The organism is Serratia liquefaciens (assembly GCF_027594825.1).
GTDB lineage: Bacteria > Pseudomonadota > Gammaproteobacteria > Enterobacterales > Enterobacteriaceae > Serratia > Serratia liquefaciens_A.
This window is the reverse complement of record NZ_CP088930.1, coordinates 3,031,827-3,052,520: the sequence shown is the minus strand read 5'-3', so window position 1 is coordinate 3,052,520 and position 20,694 is coordinate 3,031,827. Positions and strand designations below refer to the sequence as shown.

The 20,694-nt window shown below is 58.3% G+C and carries 18 protein-coding genes; 8 read left to right on the top strand and 10 right to left on the bottom strand.

Translation table 11 applies throughout. The features are described from left to right. Positions 1 to 3: 3 nt before the first annotated feature. From uhpB to LQ945_RS13840, 5 genes are all read right to left on the bottom strand, one after another. Positions 4 to 1,545 carry a signal transduction histidine-protein kinase/phosphatase UhpB gene (gene uhpB, locus LQ945_RS13860; RefSeq protein ID WP_262240193.1) on the bottom strand — a complete coding sequence of 514 codons (1,542 nt, stop codon included), beginning with the start codon at positions 1,543 to 1,545 and terminating at the stop codon, positions 4 to 6. Then, positions 1,545 to 2,135: a transcriptional regulator UhpA gene (gene uhpA / locus LQ945_RS13855; protein WP_020824721.1), complete on the bottom strand. Its 591-nt coding sequence runs from the start codon at positions 2,133 to 2,135 to the stop codon at positions 1,545 to 1,547. The genes uhpB and uhpA overlap by 1 nt, the downstream gene beginning before the upstream one ends. A 120-nt stretch (positions 2,136 to 2,255) precedes the next feature. Beyond that, positions 2,256 to 3,950, bottom strand: coding sequence for a kdo(2)-lipid A phosphoethanolamine 7''-transferase (eptB, locus tag LQ945_RS13850; protein WP_270100994.1), 1,695 nt, complete (start codon positions 3,948 to 3,950; stop codon positions 2,256 to 2,258). A gap of 226 nt (positions 3,951 to 4,176) precedes the next feature. Continuing rightward, positions 4,177 to 4,602, bottom strand: a complete 426-nt coding sequence (locus tag LQ945_RS13845; RefSeq protein ID WP_004934114.1) for an organic hydroperoxide resistance protein — start codon at positions 4,600 to 4,602, stop codon at positions 4,177 to 4,179. 158 nt (positions 4,603 to 4,760) lie between these two features. Further along, a complete protein-coding gene (locus tag LQ945_RS13840) occupies positions 4,761 to 5,225 on the bottom strand; it encodes a MarR family winged helix-turn-helix transcriptional regulator (RefSeq protein WP_020824719.1) in 465 nt (154 codons plus the stop codon). Positions 5,226 to 5,337: 112 nt separating this feature from the next. On the opposite strand from LQ945_RS13840, the gene LQ945_RS13835 reads away from it, so the two are divergent. Next, the gene (locus LQ945_RS13835; protein WP_270100990.1) at positions 5,338 to 5,937 is read left to right on the top strand and encodes an HD domain-containing protein; all 600 of its coding nucleotides are present in this window, start codon (positions 5,338 to 5,340) and stop codon (positions 5,935 to 5,937) included. Positions 5,938 to 5,940: 3 nt separating this feature from the next. On the opposite strand, the gene LQ945_RS13830 is transcribed toward LQ945_RS13835, so the two are convergent. The 4 genes from LQ945_RS13830 to LQ945_RS13815 all read right to left on the bottom strand — a co-directional run bounded on the left by LQ945_RS13830 (position 5,941) and on the right by LQ945_RS13815 (position 11,765). Further along, on the bottom strand, positions 5,941 to 7,335 hold the full coding sequence (locus tag LQ945_RS13830) for a carbohydrate porin (protein ID WP_269935268.1): 1,395 nt from the start codon (positions 7,333 to 7,335) through the stop codon (positions 5,941 to 5,943). A 128-nt stretch (positions 7,336 to 7,463) separates the two neighbouring features. Then, positions 7,464 to 8,867, bottom strand: a complete 1,404-nt coding sequence (locus LQ945_RS13825) for a glycoside hydrolase family 1 protein (RefSeq protein WP_020824716.1) — start codon at positions 8,865 to 8,867, stop codon at positions 7,464 to 7,466. Between the two features lie 14 nt (positions 8,868 to 8,881). Continuing rightward, the gene (gene bglF, locus LQ945_RS13820; protein WP_270100989.1) at positions 8,882 to 10,744 is read right to left on the bottom strand and encodes a PTS beta-glucoside transporter subunit IIABC; all 1,863 of its coding nucleotides are present in this window, start codon (positions 10,742 to 10,744) and stop codon (positions 8,882 to 8,884) included. A gap of 262 nt (positions 10,745 to 11,006) precedes the next feature. After that, positions 11,007 to 11,765 (bottom strand): SDR family NAD(P)-dependent oxidoreductase, encoded by a 759-nt coding sequence (locus tag LQ945_RS13815; protein WP_269935265.1) that lies wholly within the window; start codon positions 11,763 to 11,765, stop codon positions 11,007 to 11,009. Positions 11,766 to 11,879: 114 nt separating this feature from the next. On the opposite strand from LQ945_RS13815, the gene LQ945_RS13810 reads away from it, so the two are divergent. Both LQ945_RS13810 and LQ945_RS13805 read left to right on the top strand, forming a co-directional pair. Next, positions 11,880 to 12,743, top strand: coding sequence for a LysR family transcriptional regulator (locus LQ945_RS13810; protein WP_270100988.1), 864 nt, complete (start codon positions 11,880 to 11,882; stop codon positions 12,741 to 12,743). Positions 12,744 to 12,834: 91 nt separating this feature from the next. Next, a complete protein-coding gene (locus LQ945_RS13805; RefSeq protein WP_182822634.1) occupies positions 12,835 to 13,584 on the top strand; it encodes an NAD-dependent epimerase/dehydratase family protein in 750 nt (249 codons plus the stop codon). Here the strand turns inward: LQ945_RS13805 and LQ945_RS13800 are convergent. Continuing rightward, the gene (locus tag LQ945_RS13800; protein ID WP_044554364.1) at positions 13,581 to 15,029 is read right to left on the bottom strand and encodes an alpha/beta hydrolase; all 1,449 of its coding nucleotides are present in this window, start codon (positions 15,027 to 15,029) and stop codon (positions 13,581 to 13,583) included. The genes LQ945_RS13805 and LQ945_RS13800 overlap by 4 nt on opposite strands. Positions 15,030 to 15,350: 321 nt before the next feature. Between LQ945_RS13800 and LQ945_RS13795 the strand changes: the two genes are divergently transcribed. The 5 genes from LQ945_RS13795 (at position 15,351) to LQ945_RS13775 (ending at position 20,677) form a co-directional block, all read left to right on the top strand. Further along, positions 15,351 to 16,364, top strand: a complete 1,014-nt coding sequence (locus tag LQ945_RS13795) for a TRAP transporter substrate-binding protein (RefSeq protein ID WP_270100987.1) — start codon at positions 15,351 to 15,353, stop codon at positions 16,362 to 16,364. Between the two features lie 23 nt (positions 16,365 to 16,387). Beyond that, a complete protein-coding gene (locus tag LQ945_RS13790) occupies positions 16,388 to 18,259 on the top strand; it encodes a TRAP transporter large permease subunit (RefSeq protein ID WP_270100986.1) in 1,872 nt (623 codons plus the stop codon). A gap of 24 nt (positions 18,260 to 18,283) precedes the next feature. Next, on the top strand, positions 18,284 to 19,045 hold the full coding sequence (locus tag LQ945_RS13785; RefSeq protein ID WP_270100985.1) for an SDR family NAD(P)-dependent oxidoreductase: 762 nt from the start codon (positions 18,284 to 18,286) through the stop codon (positions 19,043 to 19,045). 68 nt (positions 19,046 to 19,113) lie between these two features. Continuing rightward, positions 19,114 to 20,151 (top strand): LacI family DNA-binding transcriptional regulator, encoded by a 1,038-nt coding sequence (locus LQ945_RS13780; RefSeq protein ID WP_269935260.1) that lies wholly within the window; start codon positions 19,114 to 19,116, stop codon positions 20,149 to 20,151. A gap of 103 nt (positions 20,152 to 20,254) precedes the next feature. After that, complete coding sequence (locus LQ945_RS13775) at positions 20,255 to 20,677, top strand: HIT family protein (protein ID WP_269935259.1); 423 nt, start codon at positions 20,255 to 20,257, stop codon at positions 20,675 to 20,677. The last annotated feature ends 17 nt before the right edge of the window (positions 20,678 to 20,694 follow it).

Below are 20,694 nucleotides of genomic sequence, written 5' to 3'. Positions count from 1 at the left end.
TTCCTAGTTTGGCGCTTCTGCCGTTGAAACTGTGGGTAAGATCACATTCAAACAGGTGCCATGCTCCGACGTCAGCCGCAGCTGGCCCCCCAGTGCGCTAATGCGCTCTTGCATGCCGCGCAGGCCGTAACCCGGCTCATGGTCGGCCAAATCGATACCGATGCCGTTATCGCGAATGGTCAGCAGAATTTGCGGCGGTCGCCCTTTACGGTGACGAAGACGCGCATCCAGCTCAATGCGGCTGGCAGCAGCGTGACGACAGACGTTGGTCACCCCCTCCTGACAGACCCGGTACAGGGTAATTTTCAGCGTTTCATCCAGCAGCTCATCCGGCACCTGCCACTGCATCGTGCTCACCAGCGACGTATCTTGCGGTAGCGACTCACGCAGCATCGCCGCCACCGCCGCCGACAGCGGCAGGTTATTCAGCGCGGCGGGCCACAGCTGGGTCAGCACGTCGTGAACGCCGTCATACACCCGCAGCGCCAGCGTATCTATCGCTTCTGCACAGCCGATCACCGGCGGCTGTGGCGCCAGACGCTTGATAATACTGGCCTGGGTACGGATAACGGTGATGGTCTGGCCGACCTCGTCGTGCAGTTCTCGCGCAACCTCCCGCCGGGTTTGCTCTTCCGCCGTCACCAGCGCACGCGCCAGTTGGCGGTTTTCCGTCAATCGCAGCCGCAGTTGATGATTCAGCTCGCGCTGGCGTTGAATACCGGCCCCGAGCAGCAGGCCGGTCAGGCTCTGGGCCAGCAGCGACAGCAGCAGATCGCGATGCGACTCGGGCTGCGGTGGCTCGTTGGCGACCAACACCACGCCATTAAGCAGCGTCGCCAACAGTGCCCCCTGCCAACCGTAACGGTACGACATGAAGACGATGGGGATGGCCAGACAAAACGGCGCAAAGCGACGCAGCTCGGCGGCATTCACCTGCTGTTGCAGCCAGATACTGAGCGCAAACAGCAGCAGATAGGTGGCCAGATGCCGCAACCGCAGCGTGACCGGTTTATGGATCAGGCCCGGTTCGAGCGGTACCCAGATTTGCCGCGCCAGATAGTGCCACAACAGCAGGCAGGTCGGGGCAATGGTGAAACCGCCCGCCAGCCCAAGCAACAGCGCACGGGCGCCCTCGCCGTTCACCACCTGCCACACCAGCGCCTGCAGCAGTGCTGCGACCGCCACCACCGCGCCCTGCATCAGCGGCCATTGCCATTCGCTGTCGTTTTGTTGATGACGCAGCAGCCAGGGGGAAGCGACCAGGCTGAGCAGCACCGTCAACGCCAGCACCACCACCGAAGCCCACAACGCCGGCCCATAACCGAACTGATCCGCCAGCAATACCATCAGCAGCAGGTCGGCCAGCAAGATCCCCGGCCAGAAGCGATAAGGACTTTGCAGCAGAATGCCCAGGCGCAGGCCAAACGGGAACAGCAGCAGCGCCTGCCAGGGCGGGTCGATCAGCGCGGTACCGATCCCCCACAGGCAAAACGCACTGGTGGCATAAATGAAAAACAGCGCCAGTTGGGTGATCAGGCGTTGCATCACAGATTCAGCATCCGCTTCGCCAGTTCGACGTTATTGTTGATGCCCAGCTTGGCGAACAGATTGGCGCGATGCACGTGGACCGTTTTCGGCGATAGCCCCAGGGCGACGGCAATCTCCCGCACCTCCTGCCCCTGGGCCAGTAACAGCGCGATCTCGCGTTCGCGACGCGTGAGGGGATCCACCTTCACCCGCGCCAACTGCTGGGCGATTTCAGGCATCAGATACACGCCGCCGCTGGCGACGGTACGTACCGCCGTGATCAAATCTTCCGGCTTGCAGCGTTTGGACAAGAAGCCGCAGGCACCGCGCTCCAGCGCCATTTCCACCAGCGCCGGGTTGTCATGCATCGACAGCATCACCACCCGAATACCGGAAGGGATGTCCGCCAGCAAATCCAACCCGCTGCCATCCGGCATCGAAATATCGCAGATGCAGATTTCCGCCTCCAGACCAGGCAACCCGGCGCGCGCCTGAGCGGCACTGCTAAACTCCCCCACTACCTGAATATCCGCCTCAAGCGACAGCAGTTGCACAAAGCCCGATCGCACAATGTCATGATCGTCAATAAACGCCACGCGCAAGGTCATGGAAATCTCCGGTTCGAGGGGGAAAGTGTGCAAGTATACCGTAAGCCTGTGCCGGATTAATTGATGAAGGGAAGGTATTAACGGATTTTACCGGGCGCAGTGCGCCCGGTATTGAAGAGGTTACAGCCGTGCCGCCGGCGTTTTTTCCTGCGGCATATTACACCAGTTGTTTTTCGCCACGATGCCGCCGTTCGGCGAGGTATAACCGAGGCAACCGAGAATGGTATCGAACAGCTCTACGTGGCGATGGGTTTTGCCCACGCGCTGCTGGGCCTGCAGTTGCTCAAACGCGCCGCGATGCTGAGGATCTTCCAGGAATTTGTCGGATGCCCAAACCATCATTGGCACGCGGAACTGCTCCGGTGGTGCCATTTCACGCGGCGTACCGTGCAGGTGCGAATTCTCGCCTATCGATTCACCGTGATCGGACGAATAGAACACAATCGCCTTCTTCTCACGCACCTGATCAATCACGTTGGCGATAAAGGTGTCGGTATATAACACCGAGTTATCGAAAGCGTTGACCAACTGCTCTTTAGAGCAGAAATTGTCGACGCCGGTACACTCCGGTTGGTAGCGGGCGTAGCTACGCGGATAACGCTGTGAATAGAGGTAATGCGAACCTTTGGTGTGCAGGATCACCATGTGCTTGCCCTGCGGATAACGGGCCAGCGACTCCTTCATTTCGTCCACCAACAGCATATCGTCAACCGATTTACCGTCGTTGCGTTTCTCGGAGGCGATCATTTCACGGAACGAATAGTTGTTCACTTCGGTATTGTTGTAGAACCAGACTTCGCTCTGCATGGCGAACAGCTCCGAGGTGAAGCCCAAATCTTTCAGCACCGCAAACACGTTCTGCTCTTTCAACGTACGTTGCGGGTTGTCTGACGTACCGCCTTCCCGCACGAACATGCAGCGCAGAGAAAGTTTGGTCGAGGTATCGCAGGATTCACCGCGGAACGCGACCAGATTTTTCTCTTTGGACAGCCGTGGCGTAGTGTCACGGTCGTAACCCAGTATCCCCATGTGATCCCAGCGCGTGGTTTCACCGATAATAAACACCACGTAGGTGTCATCGATATCGGCCGGCGGCACATAGGTAAAGTTCTTGGCCGGATCGAACAAATTGGCCTGATCCTGGCTTTCGTCATAACGGGTATAGGCAAACAGACCCAGCGCCGACAGCCAATTGGAAGGTAAATAGGAGTGCGCCACTACGCCACCGTAGCTTGGCAAATCCACATTGGTGATTTTTTCCTGCGCGCTCTGCTCGCTATCCAGCATGCGCAACGGCAACCACACAAGCGCCACCACCGCCACCAGCACCGCCAGCGGTTTCACCCGGTGCCCTGGGGTTTTCAGCTGTTCGATCAGCGTGTAGCGCAGGTTGTTTTTCCAAATGCACAACAGCGGCAAGGCGCTGAGCACCAGCATCCACAACACGAAGTGCATGCCGACCACTTCTTTTGACAGGTCGATATCCGTGGTCATGACCGAAACCACGATGCCGTAGCCAATCACCACGTTGAAGAACGTCATGTAATAGCTGGCAGCAACGGAAATCAGGACCAGTAGCGAGGCGACAATGCGGTAAAACAGCCGACCGCCGAGCGAGACCAGCCGCATAATAAAGAAGGTGAACAGCACGATAGCGATAACTTCCGTTATCGCAGAAATAACCTTGATCCCCTGAATGCCGTGCGAAAACGAATCAAAGCGACGATAGAAAACGGAAAGGTTTAAAAATATGCCGATATAGATCGCTAACAATAACGATAAATTCTGCTGTGAAAGCGATTTAACTTTGTTCATGTAACGCGGTGGCTCCGGGGACGATAACAGTTCTGAATCAGTCAGACATTCAATGCGGCCTCAGGTTCAGCCGATCGGCAATAAGCGCTATTTTGGGGGTAATAATCAAGTGAATTCTCAAAAAATGAACATTTTTTTCATTTTCTGTGAGAAGTGCAAAGGCGGGGGCAGAACCAGATAAGGGAGGGGATAACCCCTCCACTTTTGCTAAACGTCAGCGAAAAACTTACTTAACGTTCAGGGTGACATCAATATTGCCACGGGTGGCGTTGGAATAAGGGCAGACCACGTGGGCTTTTTTCACCAGGTCTTCCGCCACGCTGCGCTCGATACCCGGCAGGCTGATATCCAGCTGCACTTCGATACCGAAACCGTTGGGGATTTCACCGATGCCGACGGTGCCATCAATTTTGGCTTCGGCAGGAATTTTCACCTTTTCTTTCGCCGCAACAAACTTCAGCGCGCCGAGGAAACAGGCCGAGTAACCGGCAGCAAACAGCTGCTCCGGGTTGGTGACTTCACCGCCCGCGCCACCCATTTCTTTCGGCACGCCCAGTTTGACATCCAACACGCCGTCGGATGAGGTCGCACGGCCATCGCGGCCACCGGTTGCTGTGGCATGAGCGCGGTAAACAACTTTTTCAATCGACATAAATCATTCCTTCTTTTGGTTGGAGGCATTACATCGGATCCAGTTGGCTGAACCCGATCACAGGTCTATCTTTCACGATTAAATCGCGCACTACTTAAATTATCCACTTACTTCAGTGTAGCGCAGGATCGCCGATCCTGCGTCTGGCACCCCGTTCGTCAAATCTGATCGATCAGCTTGCCGCGCAGCTTTTCGAGCTGCTGCTTGATATTAACGATTTCATCGAGGCTGCAATCGGTGGCGCACATCACCGCTTCCGGCACCGCCTGCGCTTTTTCACGCAGCGCGCGCCCGGCGTCAGTCAACGCGATGATCACCTGCCGCTCGTCGGTCGTGGCGCGGTAACGCAACAACAGCCCTGCGGTCTCGAGCCGCTTCAACAGCGGCGTCAGCGTGGCGGAATCAAGAAACAGCCGCTCGCCGATGTCCGAAACCGTGATTTCGTCCCGTTCCCACAGCACCAGCATCACCAGGTACTGCGGGTAGGTGAGATCAAGCTGGCTCAGCAGTTTGCGATACACCTTGTGCAACGCCAGATTGGCGGAGTACAGGGCAAAACACATCTGCTGATCGAGCAGCAGCAGGTTTTTCGCTACCGGGTGTTCAGGGTTTTTACTTTTCATGTTTTGAATATAGATAGCGCACGATGTAATCGCAAGCTATTTTTTAATCGGTATGCTACCTTTTTTAATGCAGGGGATGCCACAGCAGGGTGCTGTGCCGGAGGAAAAGGATATGACAACCACACTGGTAGAACGCGCACGCCGCTACGCCACCAAGGCGCATGCGGCTATCGATCAGCGCCGCAAATACACCAATGACCCCTACATCGTTCATCCGCAGGCGGTAATGGAAATCGTCAGCAGCGTGCCGCACAGCGAGGAAATGCTGGCTGCCGCCTGGCTGCACGACACGGTGGAAGACACGCCCACCACACTCGGCGATATCGAAAGCCATTTTGGGCCAAAGGTGGCAGAACTGGTGGCAATGCTGACCAACGTCAGCGGCACCGGCGGCGGTAACCGCTTTGAGCGTAAAAACCGCGATCGACGGCACAGCGCCAAAGCTTCACCGCAGGCCAAAACCATTAAGCTGGCCGATCTGATCGACAACACCCGTTCACTGCTGGAATTCGACAGCCATTTTGCGCGCACTTATCTGATAGAAAAACAGCGTCTGCTGGAAGTGCTGACCGAAGGTGACCCGACGCTGTGGCGCCAGGCCAACCATATCGTCGAGCAGGGGCTGGAGAAACTGCTGTTGCCGCCGCATAACGTCCCGGCAAGCTGGTTCGAACATGCACGCCAGCGTTACCGGGAAAGCGATGCGGCGTAGCCCTCAGAAGGTCACTACGGTTTTCAACGCCGTCACCCAGGCATCCTGCGTTTCACTTACGCCTCCCGGATGATGCCAGTATTGTAGGCCCGGCTGCAGCTGCAGCCAGGGGGTGACGTTAAAGCGATAGTAGAGTTCTGCCGTCACGGAATGCCCTGGTACCGGGCGGAAATTGGCATCGCTATACGCGGTGGCGTTGTTGAGTTGATTCAGGTAACGCTGATTATCCCGGTAATGGTCGCTCAACTTGACCATGGAAACGCCCAGGCCCAGCCAATCGTCCGGCCGCGCATCAAACAAACCACGGTAGCGGATACCGGTTGAGGTGGAGTAATGCATATAGTTGGAACGCGGATCCGCCAATCCCAGGCTGTAGAACAGGCTCAGACCCCGGTTGGCATCATCCGGATGACGCGTTAGCTGTTGGTTAAAACCGCTGTACAGGAACCAGGTGCGGTCATGGCTGCGATAGCCGTTCGGATCGCTCGCTCCCGGGCCGCCGGAGACCCCCTCATACAAATCTGGTTGCCGGGCATTGGTGAACAACACTCCCAGGTTATAAACCCCCGGCAACTGATTGAACGCATGGGTTTTCAGCTCCAGTTCCATCGGCAGCAACAGGCCTTTACTGCCTTTGGTCGACCAGCTCCAGGCATGGCTGCGGCTTGGGGCGCTTGGGTTCTGCTCCATCAGGCCGGTTTTGAAGGTCAACCCGTCCGTCAGTTTGTATTGCAGCGTGGTGCCCCAGTAGTGGACGTTCCAGTTATACCAGGTCAATGAGTTGGCGGACTTGCCGCCGCACAGCGTCAGCGTCTGGAAATCGCAAGGAATGATCTGATCGAAATCCTGTACCTTGTTCATCATGCCGATGCGCCATTGCAGCCGACGCTCAAGAAAACTGCGGCTAAAGGTCAGCCAGCCCAGCCGGGTGATCGACTGGCCGCCGTAGCTTTCCTGGGACAGGTCGGTCGGGTTGACGCGCGGATCCTGCAGGCGGTCGCGCGTCAGGTTGTTATCATGGTTGCGGTTAACGATATTGCCTTCAAGCGCCGCATCCGGAATGCCGGTCAACGCCTGCAGGTCCTGGCTGAAGGTCAGCGAGAACTGATCGATATAGGACGCCTGCCGGTCGTGGTTATATCCACCGCCGGCGTTATAGGAAAGCTGGCTGAGATAACCCAGATTATAGTGGAAGCCATGATCTTCGAGGATCGGTCTGATCCCCAGCATATCGCCCAACAACCCGGGTTGTGGCGGTTCGAACCCGAGCGCCACGCCTTGCCATTGGGGCGTTGGCGCCTCCACGTCTTTGGCGGTTTGCAAAGCTTCGGCCTGTGCGCCAACGCTGACCCACAATAATCCTGCGAAGGTTATTGAGTGAGGTAATGGGTATTTCATTATTATATTTCTCCGCATATTACGCTGACTGCGGGCAACAGCATTCCCTGGGCGAGAATTCCCCAAACATTGGCAGCAGTAGATAAAGGTCATGACCCGGTGATTGCCACCGGGTGAATGGGTAAAACTTAGGCTTTTTCTTTCAGTGAGTTACCGTTGCTTTTGATCACATCGCGATACCAGTAAAAACTCTTTTTACGATGGCGCTCCAGGCTCCCGTTACCGGCATCGTCGCGGTCGACATAAATAAAGCCGTAGCGTTTGGACATTTCGGCTTTAGAAGCGCTGACCAGATCGATCGGCCCCCAGCTGGTGTAGCCCATCACTTCTACGCCGTCGTCGATCGCTTCCGCCACCTGCACCAGATGATCGTTGAGATAATCGATACGGTAGTCGTCGTTGATACTGCCGTCGGCTTCGATACGGTCCTTGGCCCCCAACCCGTTCTCCACGATAAACAACGGCTTCTGATAGCGATCGTACAAGACGTTCAGCAGATAACGCAGGCCAACGGGGTCGATCTGCCAGCCCCACTCCGAACTGGCCAAATGCGGGTTAGGCACCATATTGAGAATGTTGGCGCGGGCGGCGTTGTTTTGCTGTTCGTCGGTGGTGACGCAGCCGCTCATGTAATAGCTGAAGGAGATAAAATCGATGGTCTCGCGCAGCGCCAGCCGGTCTTCGGCGGTGATCTCAATCTGGATGCCGTTTTCGCGGAAGTAGCGTTGCATATAGGCCGGATAGTCACCGCGGGCCTGCACGTCACCAAAGAACAGCCAGTCGCGGTTCTGGCGCTGGGTCTCCAGCACGTCCTCCGGTCGGCAGCTCAGCGGATAGACAATACCGCCCAGCAGCATATTGCCGATTTTGCCGTCCGGCACGATTTCGTGGCAGGCTTTTACCGCCCTGGCGCTGGCCACCAGTTGATGATGAATGGCCTGGTAAATCTCGCTCTTGCTGCTGTCCTCTGCCAGGCCAACGCCGGTAAAGGGCGCATGCAGCGACATATTGATCTCGTTAAAAGTCAGCCAGTGCTTCACCTTGTGCTTGTAGCGCTCGAACACCGTGCGGGCGTAGCGTTCAAAAAAGCCGATGGTCTTGCGGCTGCCCCAGCCGCCGTAGCGTTTCACCAGCCCGTACGGCATCTCGTAGTGCGACAGCGTGATCAGCGGTTGAATGCCGTACTTCGCCATTTCGTCGAACAACCGGTCATAGAACGCCAAACCCGCCTCGTTCGGCGTGTCCTCGTCGCCCTGCGGGAAAATCCGCGTCCAGGCGATGGAGGTGCGCAGACATTTGAAGCCCATCTCCGCGAACAACGCGATATCCTGCGGGTAGCGATGGTAAAAGTCGATCGCCACGTCCTTGATGCCGCTGTCGCCGTCAACCCGTGGGACAATCGCGCCGAAAATGCCCTGCGGCTGCAAATCAGAGGTCGACAGCCCTTTGCCGTCGGTCTGATACGCCCCTTCCACCTGATTGGCCGCTACCGCACCGCCCCACAGAAAATGGTCTGGAAATTTGCTGCTCATGGTTTTCTCCTCGATTAACGTAATAAAGTCAGCAGCGGTGCCTGCTCCCGCACCCTGCTCTCGCCACTGGCCAACACCTCGACGTAGTCATCGCTGTTGCTGATGATGATCGGCGTAGTGGTGTCAAAGCCAGCGGCGCGGATCGCCGCCTGGTCAAACTCAATCAGCAGATCGCCTGGCATAACCCGATCCCCCTCTCGCACATGGGCGCTGAAATGCAGCCCGTCGAGCTTGACGGTATCTATGCCGACGTGAATTAAAATCTCCGCGCCGTCGTCCGATTCAATGCCGATGGCGTGACGGGTTTTAAACAATGAGGCCACGTGCCCGGCGACCGGTGACACCACCCGGCCCTGCAGTGGGACGATCGCTACCCCTTTGCCCAATAAACCGCTGGCGAAAGTCGCGTCGTTTACCTGCTCCAGCGGCAACACGTCACCGGCAATGGGGCTGACGACGGACTGCTTGCGGTTAAGCGGGGCGGCAGGCGCCTGCTCGGCGACCACTTCAACGGGGACCACGCCGAACAGATAGCTGGCCACTGCCGCAAAGCAGAACGACAGCAAGGTACCGGCAATCGCGCCCCACACCGTGGCGTCAAAGCCACCGGCGGGAATAATCTGCGCAAAGGTGAAAACGTTCACCAGCCCAAAGGAATACGTGGCCGTGTGGAAATAGCCGATCACCGCTCCGCCCAGCGCACCACCGATACAACCGAAAATAAACGGCCGCTTGTTCGGCAGGGTCACGCCATAAACGGCGGGCTCGGTGATACCAAAAATCCCTGCGCCGATAGCAGATCCCGCCAGCGCCCGGAGTTTGGCGTCGCGGGTACGTAACATCACGCCCAGCGTGGCCCCCACCTGCCCCATCACGGCCGGCAGCAGCAGTGGCACCATGGTGTCGCGGCCAAGCACGCTCAGGTTATTGATCATCAAGGGAACCAGTCCCCAGTGCAGGCCGAAGATCACGCACACCTGCCACATCGCGCCCATAAAGGCACCGGCAATAATCGGGTTAAAGGCGTAGATACTCTGATAGCCGTTGGCCAGCAGATGGCTGAGCCAGGTGGCCGCCGGGCCGATCAGCAGGAAGGTCAGCGGGACGGTGATCACCAGGCACAGCAGTGGCGTAATAAAGTTGCGGACCGCGCTGTGGATCACCCGGTTAAACAGCGGCTCCAGGCGGCACGAGATCCAGGCGGCAAAAATGATTGGGATGACCGACGAGCTGTAGTTGATAAAGGTCAGCGGGATACCGAAGAAATATTCCCGCACTGCATCGGGCTGCTGGGCGGCTTCAAACGCCGCCATCATCAGGGGGTGGGTCAAAGCACCGCCGATCGCCATGCTAATGAAGGGGTTACCGCCAAACTTTTTCCCAGCGGTGTAACCGAGCATGATGGGCAAAAAGTAAAACAGCGCATCACTGGCAGCAAACAGCATTTTAAAGGTGCCGCTGCTCTCCAGCAGCCAGCCACAGGCCAGGCTCAATGCCAGGAAGCCTTTCAGGATCCCCGAAGCGGCCATCACCCCCAGCAGCGGAGTAAAAATGCCGGAGACCACGTCGATAAAGCGGCTGAACAGGTTGTCTTTTTTGTCGCCATCTTCCGCCAGCGCCTCACGCTCGCTCAGGCCGCCCACCTGATTGACCGCGTTGTAGACGTCGGCCACATGGTTGCCTACCACCACCTGAAACTGCCCGCCGCTTTCCACCACCATGATCACACCTGGATTTTTTTTCAGGGCGGCGGCGTCGGCACGGCGGCTATCGCGCAGCTTGAAGCGCAGGCGAGTGGCGCAGTGCACCAGGCTTTTTACGTTGTCGCGGCCACCGACGCCGGCCAAAATCTCACTGGCTAATGCTTCATATTTCATCGCGATATCCTTCAATCCTGCGTTCTGCCAAATCCCATTCAGCGGTGGCCAATCGCCGCCACAGAATTCAGCGCAAAAAAAAACCTAAACCTCATGGCCTCTGGGCCCCAAAAGGGGACAGAAGCACGAGGTTTAGGTTTTGCCTGCCGGAGCAGTGACAACCCTAAATCGGCTGAGCTATGACGTTAACACCCGGCTTTTTGTCGAGGCAAGAGCTTGCGTCGGCAAATTACCGAACTGTGATCCGCCGTACAAAACGGCGTCAGTGAGCGAAATAGTGCATGCCGCCGTCTACCGGGATCACCGCACCGGTGATATACCGCGCGAGCGGGGAACAAAGAAACGCGGCCAGATAAGCCATGTCTTCCGGCTCGCCAAAATAGCCGATCGGGATGTTCTGTTCGATAAATGCCAGGCGCGCAGCGTCGGTCGGGTGCAGCTTTTCACGCACCTGTTCGCTATTAATCCGCCCGGGCTGCAGCGTATTGACGGTAATGCCCTGCGCCGCCACCTCACCCGCCAACCCCTTGGCCCACAGATGCAATGCGCCTTTAGCGGCAGTGGCGGCGTTCAAACTGCGTGGCTCCATCGACCCACTGATGTTGATAATCCGCCCCCATCCCTGCGCCTGCATGCCGGGCAGCAATGCATGGGTCACCCGACGCGCCGGCGTAAAGTTCAGGGCAAAGGCTTCTTCCCAGCCCGCGTCCCCTTCGTTCAATGCGGTCGGACGGGCACCGCCGACGGCATTAATCACAATGTCTATGGTGCCAAAGCGTTGCACCACCTGCGCAAGCATACTGTCGAGCGCTCTCGCATCAGTGATATCCGCCGCCATCACGCAGGGACGCACACCCCCATTTTTCTCGATCTCATCTGCCAGGGCCAGCAGGCGGTCTTCACGACGGGCGGTAGCCACCACGGTAACGCCCTGCGCCGCCAATACCCGAACCATACCCGCACCAATCCCTTCACTGGCACCGGTCACCAGCGCGACGCGATCCTGCAGTTGCAAATTCATAAGATTACCTTATTGAATAATTCAATCTGGTTGCAAAGATAATCGCATTGAATCACAGCTCGCTCTGTGTGAATATTCCTTAAATTCGCGGCAATACTGTGCAGGAATTCACTGATGTTCGATTGGCAGGATTTAAAACACTTTGTGGTGCTGGCGCGCACCGGTTCATTGTCGGCAGCCGCGCGAGAAATGGGCTGCGACCATGCTACCGTGGGCCGTCGGGTCGCAGCGCTGGAGAAAGCGCTTGGCCTGCGGCTGATCCTGCGTTTGCCGCGCAGCACGCCGCTGACACAGGATGGCAAAATGATTGCCGGGCTGGCTGCCGAGATTGAAAATCAAAGCCATGCCATTACCCGCCATGCGCGCAGCGCCGGCGAGACACCGCAAACCCAGGTGCGCATCAGTGCGCCACCGTCGGTTGCCGCACGGATTATTGCACCGCAAATTGCGCAGTTTCATCAGGCTTTTCCGCATATTACGTTGATATTATCCGGCGAATCGGCCATCGCCGAATTGGATCGGGGCGATGCTGAAGTGGCGGTGCGCATGGTGCGCCCGCAGCAACCGGATCTGCTGGTTCAGCGCATCGGCATGATGCGCTACGCACTGTACGCCACACCTCAGCACGCAGCCCTGCCGGAAGCCGCACGGGCCTTTATCGCCTACGATCACCACTACCAACACCAGCCCCACCAGCAGTGGTTGCAGCAGCTGTTGCAGGGCCGCCCGGTGGTTTTTGAGGCCAGCGACCTGTTCTCGTTGCAAGAAGCCGCGCATTCGGGACTGGGGGCCGTAGTATTGCCGACGTTTGTCGCCGATAACGACCCGGAATTGGTGGTATTGCCCACCGCCATCGCCGCGCCGACGCGCGAACTGTGGCTGGTCACCTACCCCGATCTGGCGCGGTCCGTTGCCGTACGCGCGGTGATGACTTTCCTGGCCGATATCATCGAAAAAAAATGCCCATTGGTGACATAAAACATCAGCCAAGCTAATTGATGCTGGACAAAAGTCACGCAGGGGATTATTACTGATCACCGCGTATTTGACTTTAGGGACTGCTGAGATCATGACTTTGCGTACTGAATTTGGACGAATTCTGATTACCGGTGCGGGCGGCCGGGTCGCCACCGCATTCCGCCAATCCGTCGGCAATCGCTATCAGCTGCGGCTGGCGGAAAGGGACGTCAGCCTGTTGCACAACCTGCAGCCGGACGACGAGATCATCAGCTTTGATATCGCCGATATCGAGGCCTGCCGGGCGGCCTGCGCCAATATCGATACCGTACTGCACCTGGCGGCCGATCCTTCCCCCGATGCCGACTTTTGCAATTCCTTGATGGATAACAATATCCTCGGCACCTTCAATATCTTTCGCGCGGCGAAAGACGCCGGTTGCAAACGCGTGGTGTTCGCCAGCAGCGCGCAGGCGGTGGAGGGCTATCCGTTGGATTACCAAATTCGGCCGCAGGACGCGCCCAAGCCGAAAAATCTGTACGGGGTCAGCAAAGCGTTTGGCGAGGGCATCGCTGCCTATTTTGCCCATCAGGAGGGGCTGTCTTCGCTGTCGGTACGCATCGCCAATTTCAACACGCTAGAGCCCGGCGAGCAGCTCAGCGCCCGTGATATGAGCGCTTTTCTCAGCCACCGCGACGCCGCCGATCTGCTTGAACGCTGCCTGCGCATCGAAGGCGTGCACCACGCGGTGGTACACGGGGTTTCCAACAACCGCTATAAGCGCCTGTCGCTGGAAGAAACCACCCGCCTGCTCGGCTACTGCCCGCAAGACGATGCGTTCAGCATCCTGGGGTTCGCCTAAAGCTTGTTATCGATACGCTGCAGCAGGTAGGGGAAAAACGGGTTGGAGGCGATACGCATCAGCGAATCAAGATCAACCACCAGCACTGAACGTTCGCCGCGTGCTGCCAGCGTGCCCAGGCTGATGCCGAATTCGCCGCGCTGAGCCGGGAAGCGGCCATAAAGCGAATCACTCACCGGGAATGGCAGCGCCACGTGCGACAGCGAATAGATATCCGCCGGATAGATCATGCCCAGCGGCTGCACGCTTTCCGTCGTTTCGCCGGCCTGCGTCACGCTGGCGATCGCCTCGCTGCTTTCCGGGGAGGCGTTGCCGATCACCGTCGTCTGGTAACGACGCGGCGGCGCAGGCAGCAGTTGGCTGACCGCCGCAGCCGCGTTTGGCCGCAGCAACGGCCCAAAGTTTATCGTCCGATTGACGTCGAACAGCACCAGTTCGCTGCCGTTAGCCGGCAATTCGTTATATAAGGCGCGGATCACCGCCCGGGTACTGACGGTCGAATCCATCACCGACTGGAAGGTCAGCACCGGTGCCAACTTTTCCAGCTTGCCGTCACGCGCTGCGCGGGCGATTTGCTGTTGCAGACCGTTGCTGAGCAAATAGGACTGACGCGCGCCGTTCACCGGGAACGAATTGTATTTAAAAGGGTTAAATTCCGGCAGAACGCCAAGCCAGGCCGCTTTGGCAAATGCCGGGAACACCGCCGGCCAGCCCGCGATGCCGGCGAAACGGGCAAAACTGGTCACGCCTATCATCGGCGAGATCAGCACCAACCGTTGCGGCGCCGCCAACTGCGGATCGTCCAGCGCATCCAGCGCATACTTCATCGCCAACGCACCGCCGTTGGAAAACCCCACGATATGCAGCGGCTTGTCGCCCCCGGCTTTACTGCGCGCTTCGCGCACGGCTAATCGCGTTGCCGCCAGCCAGTCATGCCATTCAATATCGGTCAGTGCCCCCGGCACCGTACCGTGCGCCGGCAGGCGAATACCTACCGCCACATACCCTTGCTGCCGGTAGTTCTCGGCGATATGCCGCAGGCTATAAGGCGAATCTGTCAGGCCGTGCAACAGCACCACCGCCCCGCGCGGCTCGCCCTGCGGCAGCAATTCGTAGGAGCGGTTCCAGTCGCGGGCAAAATGTTCCGGGTAGACCGGGCTGCCGTCAAAATAGCGGTTGAGCGGAATACGTTCGCTGGCGGAGAGTTTGTCGGTGACGTTAACTTTCACCTCGTCAAATACCCGGCTCTCTGCGGCCAGATAGCCCTGCCAGTTGGTTTTATCCAGCTCGGCAGCCGACAGCTCGTGCGGCACAAAAGTATGCCACGGCTCCAACGCAGGGCCGCGCTGAGTATCGTAAACCCGCACCGCAAACAGCGTGAGCAAGACGGTGACGCCTACTATCGTCAGCCGTTTGGTCCATTTAATTATCGCCCTGGAAGGCATGCTCACTCCTGAATTCACGGTTATCCAGCAGCGATTATAGAAGCTAAATGCCCGCAGCGGCAGCCCGCCGATCGCGAATCTCAAGCGGCCTATTTTTAGAGCCTGCTCACATAACGTGCATTTCCCGGCCTTTTTCACGGATAAAAATTGATCTGCCAACCGAATGTTTGTAGGTTTTCTGTAACGATACACTAAAACGTTACAGTTAAAGAACAGACACAAAGTATCGCCACCGTTCCCCCTGTCCCTACCGCATTGCCCAGCAGGGGAGTCATCTTCACCACCAGCATCGCAGGCTGTCTGCGATCGGGAGCCAGGCTCATGAAATCAATGACATGTCGCTTAACGCCGCGCCTGTTTATCACGTTGTTATTTATGCTGTTTACCCTGCCGCTACGCGCCAACGCCGCCGAAGTCAGCCTGCGGGTTTATTCATCGTTACCCGACGATGGCTACTCCGCACACGCCATCTGGTTCAATCGCTTCAAGCAGAATTTGGAGCAACGTCTGCCGGGCAAAATCGCCCTCAACTATTTCCCTAACGGCATGCTCGGAAAAGAAGCCGATGCGGTGCAGCAGGTGCGTATCGGCGCGATCGATATGATGATCTCCGGGACTTCCATCTGGGGCACGCTGGTGCCCGAAATCGGCGTGCTCGATCTGGGCTATCTGTTTAACGACAACCAACAGCTGGGTCAGGCGCTCGACGGTCAGGCAGGCCAGTTGCTGAGCGCCATGCTGGCCAAACAAAGCAACATCAAAGTGCTGGGCTACGGTTTCAGCCTCGGGGCACGCAACATTTACAGTAAAAAACCGCTGCAGTCGCCGCAGGATCTCAATCGGATGAAGGTGCGGGTGCTGCCGGCTCCCAATTTCATCGCCACGCTGAAAAGCATGGGCGCTACGGCGATCCCGATGCCCGGCGGTGAGGTTTACTCCGCGCTGCAGATGGGGGTGATCGACGGCGTGGAACACGATGCCGCCACGGTGTACACCAGCAAGTATTACGAGATCGCCAAAAACGCCACGCTGACCCGTCATATCTATAACCCGATAGTGGCCACCATCAGCCAGGCGGCGTTCCAGCGCATTCCACAAGACCTGCGTGACGAGGTGCTGGCCGCAGCCAACGAAGCCACCCTTTATGAACGCAAAATTGCGGCGGAAAAAGAAACTCAGGCCATGGAAAAACTGAAAGCCGCCGGCGTGATTTTCAGCGAAACCGACCGCAATTATTTCCGCCAGCAAACCCTGCCGCTGCAGGCGGCGTTTACCGCCAAGTATCCACAGGCCAAAGCGGTGCTGGACGCCATTCATGCCGCAGCGCAACCGTAACGCGCCCCGGCGGAGGATTTGCTATGACCCTTCCTGTAACCCTTGAAATGAGCGTGAAAAAAGTGGCTATCCTGACGCAGTTGAGCCGCGCCCTGACCCGCTTTACCGCCTGGGGCGGCGCACTGGCGCTGCTGGTGAACGTGGTGGTGGTATTCGCTTCGGTCGTCTGGCGCTACGCGCTGCACAGCCCGATCGAATGGGCTGAAGAGGTGGCGCGTGCGCTGATGGTGACGCTGGTGTTCTTCGGCGTTGCCACCTCCACCGGGCGCGGCAGACACATCGGCGTCGATCTGTTTCTACGCTGGCTACCGGCAGCCACCCGGCCATATGTAGTCCATGCCAGCCGCTGGGTTTTGGTGTTGGTGGCATTGGGGCTGACGGTATCCAGCTTCAGCCTGGTCGGTATTTCGCTGCCGCAAACCACCGAGCACGGCCTGCCGCAGGCGATTTTTGTGGTGCCGGTATTTATCGGTGCGGCGGTGATGTTGGTCAGCGCGCTCGACCATGCCTGCCAGGCACCGCTGAAAGTGGTGTTAACCAGCGCCGGCGTCGTCGCGCTGTTGGGTGCCGCGGGCTACCTTAGCTTGCATACCGCAACCGGACTGGGCTCGCTGCCCGCCGCGCTGATGCTGGCCTGCTTTATTCTGGGCATTATCTCCGGCGTGCCGATCGCCTTTACCCTCGGCATGTCGGCGATGGTGTTTTTCCTCAGCGATCCGTCACTGCCGTTCGTGTTCTTTGCCCAACAGGTCACCGCCGGCGTCGACCATTTCGTGCTGCTGGCGATCCCGTTCTTTCTGCTGGCGGGCGCGGTGATGGAAGTCAACGGCATGTCGTCACGGCTGGTAGAGCTGATCGTGCGCGGCATGGGGCGCTATCGTGGCGGCCTGAACATGACGACGATCTTGTCGATGGCGTTTTTCTCCGGCATTTCCGGTTCCAAACTGGCGGACGTCGCCACGGTCGGCGGCGTGCTGATGCCGGCGGTACGCCGGGCTCGCCAACCTGCCGAAGAGTCTGCCGGGGTATTCGCCGCTTCGGCCATTATGGCGGAGACCATTCCCCCCTGCGTCAACCTGATCGTCATGGGCTTTATCGCCAACATTTCGATTGGCGCCCTGTTTATCGCCGGGCTGATCCCCGCCCTGTGCCTGCTGATATTGCTGCTGATTGCCGCCGTGATATTCGGCAAACGCATCAACGTCGATGACGCCTATCCGGTACGGATGCCGACGCGCCAACTGCTGATCGGTGCCGCCGTCGGTCTGGTCATGATTTTGATGATCGGCAAGGGGGTGGTGGCCGGTATAGCCACCTCTACGGAGATCTCCGCCTTCGCGGTGGTCTACGCCATCGTGGTCGGTCGGCTGGCCTTTGGTGAGCTGACGCTGCAGGCCACCCTGAAGCTGTTTGTCGACACCGCCGCGCTGTCCGGCATGCTGCTGTTTATCGTCGCCTGTGCCACCAGTTTGTCCTTCGCTCTGACCATCGAGATGATCCCACAGCAGTGCGCACAGCTGCTGGTCGCCATCGGTGCAGACTACGGCCCGTGGCTGTTCCTGCTGCTGTCGATTGTCATCCTGATTATCTTCGGCGCAGTCCTGGAGGGCGCTCCGGCGCTGATTATCTTTGCCCCGATCCTGGTGCCCATCGCCACCCAGCTCGGCTTCAACCCGCTGCACTACGCCATTGTGATGATTCTGGCGATGGGTTTCGGCCTGTTTTCCCCGCCGATTGGCCTGGGGTTGTACACCACCTGTGCCATCTGCGGCGTCCCGATGCAGGACGTGATTAAACCCATGGCCAAATACCTGCTGATCGTGCTGTTCGGCATCATCGTTATCGCGCTGTTCCCGGCGCTCTCCACCTGGTTGCCGACGCGGCTGGGCTACTGATTTTCTCAAGCAAGGAGTCACACCATGTTCTCTGATTTAACCGACAAACGCGTATTGATCACCGGTTCCACCGCCGGTATCGGGCTGGCGACCGCCGCACTGTTCGCCCAACACGGTGCCAAGGTGGGCATTAATGGCCTGCGTAGCGAGCCACCGGCAGAGATCGCCGCTTTCCCCGGTGAATGCGCATTCTTCTCGGCCGATCTGTCGCGCTCCGCCGGCTGTGAGGCATTGGTGGAAGCCTTTGTCGCCCGCTTTGGCGGCATCGATATATTGATCAACAACGCCGGTGGGCTGGGCGGCCGCAACGGGCTGGAAGCGATAGACGACGAGTTCTTTGATCGGGTGATGGACCTGAACTGCCGCTCGGCGCTGATGGTGACCAAATTCGCTATCCCTTATCTGCGCGCTTCGGCTCGCGAGAACGGGACGACCGCCAGCGTCATTAGCACCGGCTCCATTGCTGCTCGCGAAGGCGGCGGGATCGGTGCCGGTCTGTATGCCAGCGCCAAAGCCTGGCTGCACAATATCCACCGCAACTGGGTGAAGGAGTTCACCCAGGACAATATCCGTTTCAATATCGTGTCGCCGGGCAGCATCGACACCGCTTTCCATCACGGCAAGAGCGACGAGGTACTAGGTAAAATGCGCGCTTCCATTCCGATGGGCCGCTTTGGTCGCAGCGAAGAGGTGGCGCCCAGCTACCTGTTTCTGGCATCGCATAACTGCAGCGGCTATATCACCGGGCAAATTATCGACGTCAACGGCGGTCAACTCGCGCCCTAAGGGCCTGTGACTCACTTTCGGCCGCGTGATAAAGTCGGGGTAATGGGTTAATGCAAAACGGGAATGTGATGGCGAATATACGTGATGTGGCACGTCATGCCGGGGTATCGGTCAGTACGGTATCCAACGTGCTGAACGGCCGAGTCGATCAGATGCGCAAGGATACGCTGGCCCGTATTGAACAGGCGATGGCGGCGCTGCAATACCAGCCAAACCGCGCCGCGCAGCAGCTTAAAACCGGGCAGGTCAAAATGCTGGGCCTGCTGGTGCCGTCTATCGTCAACCCCAGCTTCGCTGCGCTGGTGCGCGAAATTGAGCTGGCGGCCAAGCAAAACTATGGCTATCAGGTGTTGCTGGGTGATACCCATCGCCAACAGGAAGAAGAGATCCGTTTTCTCGACGATCTGCTGGCATTAGGCATTCGCGGCGTGGTGGTGGCCTCCACGTTTTACGATCGCCCCCATTTTCGCGATGCCCTGAAACGCGGCCTGGTGATGATTAACTACGACGAGCGCACCCTGGCCGCCCCTGGCAAGACGGCGCTGCCGATCGACAGCGTGTCGATGGATAATTGCGCCGCCGGCAGCATGGCGGCACAGCATCTGATTGCCCAGGGTTGCCACCGTATCGCCTTCGCTACCGCATCCGGCATGACCAGCAGCCGCGCCAACAAAATTGCCGGTTACCGGCAGGCACTGGAAAACGCCGGGTTGCCGGTCTGGGTGATCGAAGGCAAGGCGCAGTTCGCCTACGGCGATGCCGAAATGGCCGAGTTAGGCAAGGCGCTGGCCGAGCAGGTTTGCCAGAGTGAAACCCGGCCGGACGGCATTGTGGCGCTGAACGACATGTTGGCCATCGGCATGATTTCCGCCTTCCAGCGGCTCGGCGTGCGGGTACCGGAAGATATTTCGGTTGTCGGCATCGATAACATGTTTCTGTCCGAACTGTTTAACCCGGCGCTCAGCTCAGTGGCGCCGCCGCTGCGCGAGATGGCGGTGAAAATTGTCGATCGGCTGATAGGTCGGCTGGAAAACCCTGAATTGCCGGTGGAGGAGTTTTTGTTCGCTCCCAGCCTGGTGCGCCGCCAGTCGGTTATTAACGCGTAATCTCCAGCGGAGCTGCGGTTCCGCTCTCTTTCATACTGAATCCATGCTGCGCTAATGCGCGGCGGGGCTTCGCTGCGCCCAAAACCGCAGCGGGAGAATAAAAATGAATAATGAATCCTGCGTTTACTGCCATCCAACCAATGAAATCCTGCTGTGGCAAAACCCGCTGTGCCGGGCCATTTTCATTGCCGACAGCCCTTTTCCCGGCTGGTGCCGGGTGGTCTGGCATGAGCATATCGCCGAACTGAGTGATTTGCGTGACGACCAACGCAACAGCATCATGACCGTGGTAGCACAGGTTGAAGCGCAACTGCGGCAGTTGCTGACGCCGACGAAGATCAATATCGCCAGCCTGGGCACCGCACTGCCCCATTTGCACTGGCATATCATCCCGCGTTACCTCGACGACTCGCATTTCCCGGAGCCGGTATGGAGCCAGGCGCTGCGGGCGCCAACGGCGAGAACCGTGCCGGAGAATTTTATTGAATTAATGAGGGAACGGCTGGCGATCACGCTGGGGGAATAACAAAACGCCGGGCCTGG

What these genes read in the sequence shown, in the direction of transcription:
- uhpA (WP_020824721.1), bottom strand. Translation starts at nt 2,135, where the DNA reads ATGACCTTGCGCGTGGCGTTTATTGACGATCATGACATTGTGCGATCG.
- uhpB (WP_262240193.1), bottom strand. Translation starts at nt 1,545, where the DNA reads ATGCAACGCCTGATCACCCAACTGGCGCTGTTTTTCATTTATGCCACC.
- LQ945_RS13785 (WP_270100985.1), top strand. Translation starts at nt 18,284, where the DNA reads ATGTTCTCTGATTTAACCGACAAACGCGTATTGATCACCGGTTCCACC.
- LQ945_RS13795 (WP_270100987.1), top strand. Translation starts at nt 15,351, where the DNA reads ATGAAATCAATGACATGTCGCTTAACGCCGCGCCTGTTTATCACGTTG.
- bglF (WP_270100989.1), bottom strand. Translation starts at nt 10,744, where the DNA reads ATGAAATATGAAGCATTAGCCAGTGAGATTTTGGCCGGCGTCGGTGGC.
- LQ945_RS13780 (WP_269935260.1), top strand. Translation starts at nt 19,114, where the DNA reads ATGGCGAATATACGTGATGTGGCACGTCATGCCGGGGTATCGGTCAGT.
- LQ945_RS13810 (WP_270100988.1), top strand. Translation starts at nt 11,880, where the DNA reads ATGTTCGATTGGCAGGATTTAAAACACTTTGTGGTGCTGGCGCGCACC.
- LQ945_RS13845 (WP_004934114.1), bottom strand. Translation starts at nt 4,602, where the DNA reads ATGTCGATTGAAAAAGTTGTTTACCGCGCTCATGCCACAGCAACCGGT.
- LQ945_RS13815 (WP_269935265.1), bottom strand. Translation starts at nt 11,765, where the DNA reads ATGAATTTGCAACTGCAGGATCGCGTCGCGCTGGTGACCGGTGCCAGT.
- LQ945_RS13825 (WP_020824716.1), bottom strand. Translation starts at nt 8,867, where the DNA reads ATGAGCAGCAAATTTCCAGACCATTTTCTGTGGGGCGGTGCGGTAGCG.
- LQ945_RS13830 (WP_269935268.1), bottom strand. Translation starts at nt 7,335, where the DNA reads ATGAAATACCCATTACCTCACTCAATAACCTTCGCAGGATTATTGTGG.
- eptB (WP_270100994.1), bottom strand. Translation starts at nt 3,950, where the DNA reads ATGAACAAAGTTAAATCGCTTTCACAGCAGAATTTATCGTTATTGTTA.
- LQ945_RS13835 (WP_270100990.1), top strand. Translation starts at nt 5,338, where the DNA reads ATGACAACCACACTGGTAGAACGCGCACGCCGCTACGCCACCAAGGCG.
- LQ945_RS13840 (WP_020824719.1), bottom strand. Translation starts at nt 5,225, where the DNA reads ATGAAAAGTAAAAACCCTGAACACCCGGTAGCGAAAAACCTGCTGCTG.
- LQ945_RS13800 (WP_044554364.1), bottom strand. Translation starts at nt 15,029, where the DNA reads ATGCCTTCCAGGGCGATAATTAAATGGACCAAACGGCTGACGATAGTA.
- LQ945_RS13775 (WP_269935259.1), top strand. Translation starts at nt 20,255, where the DNA reads ATGAATAATGAATCCTGCGTTTACTGCCATCCAACCAATGAAATCCTG.
- LQ945_RS13805 (WP_182822634.1), top strand. Translation starts at nt 12,835, where the DNA reads ATGACTTTGCGTACTGAATTTGGACGAATTCTGATTACCGGTGCGGGC.
- LQ945_RS13790 (WP_270100986.1), top strand. Translation starts at nt 16,388, where the DNA reads ATGACCCTTCCTGTAACCCTTGAAATGAGCGTGAAAAAAGTGGCTATC.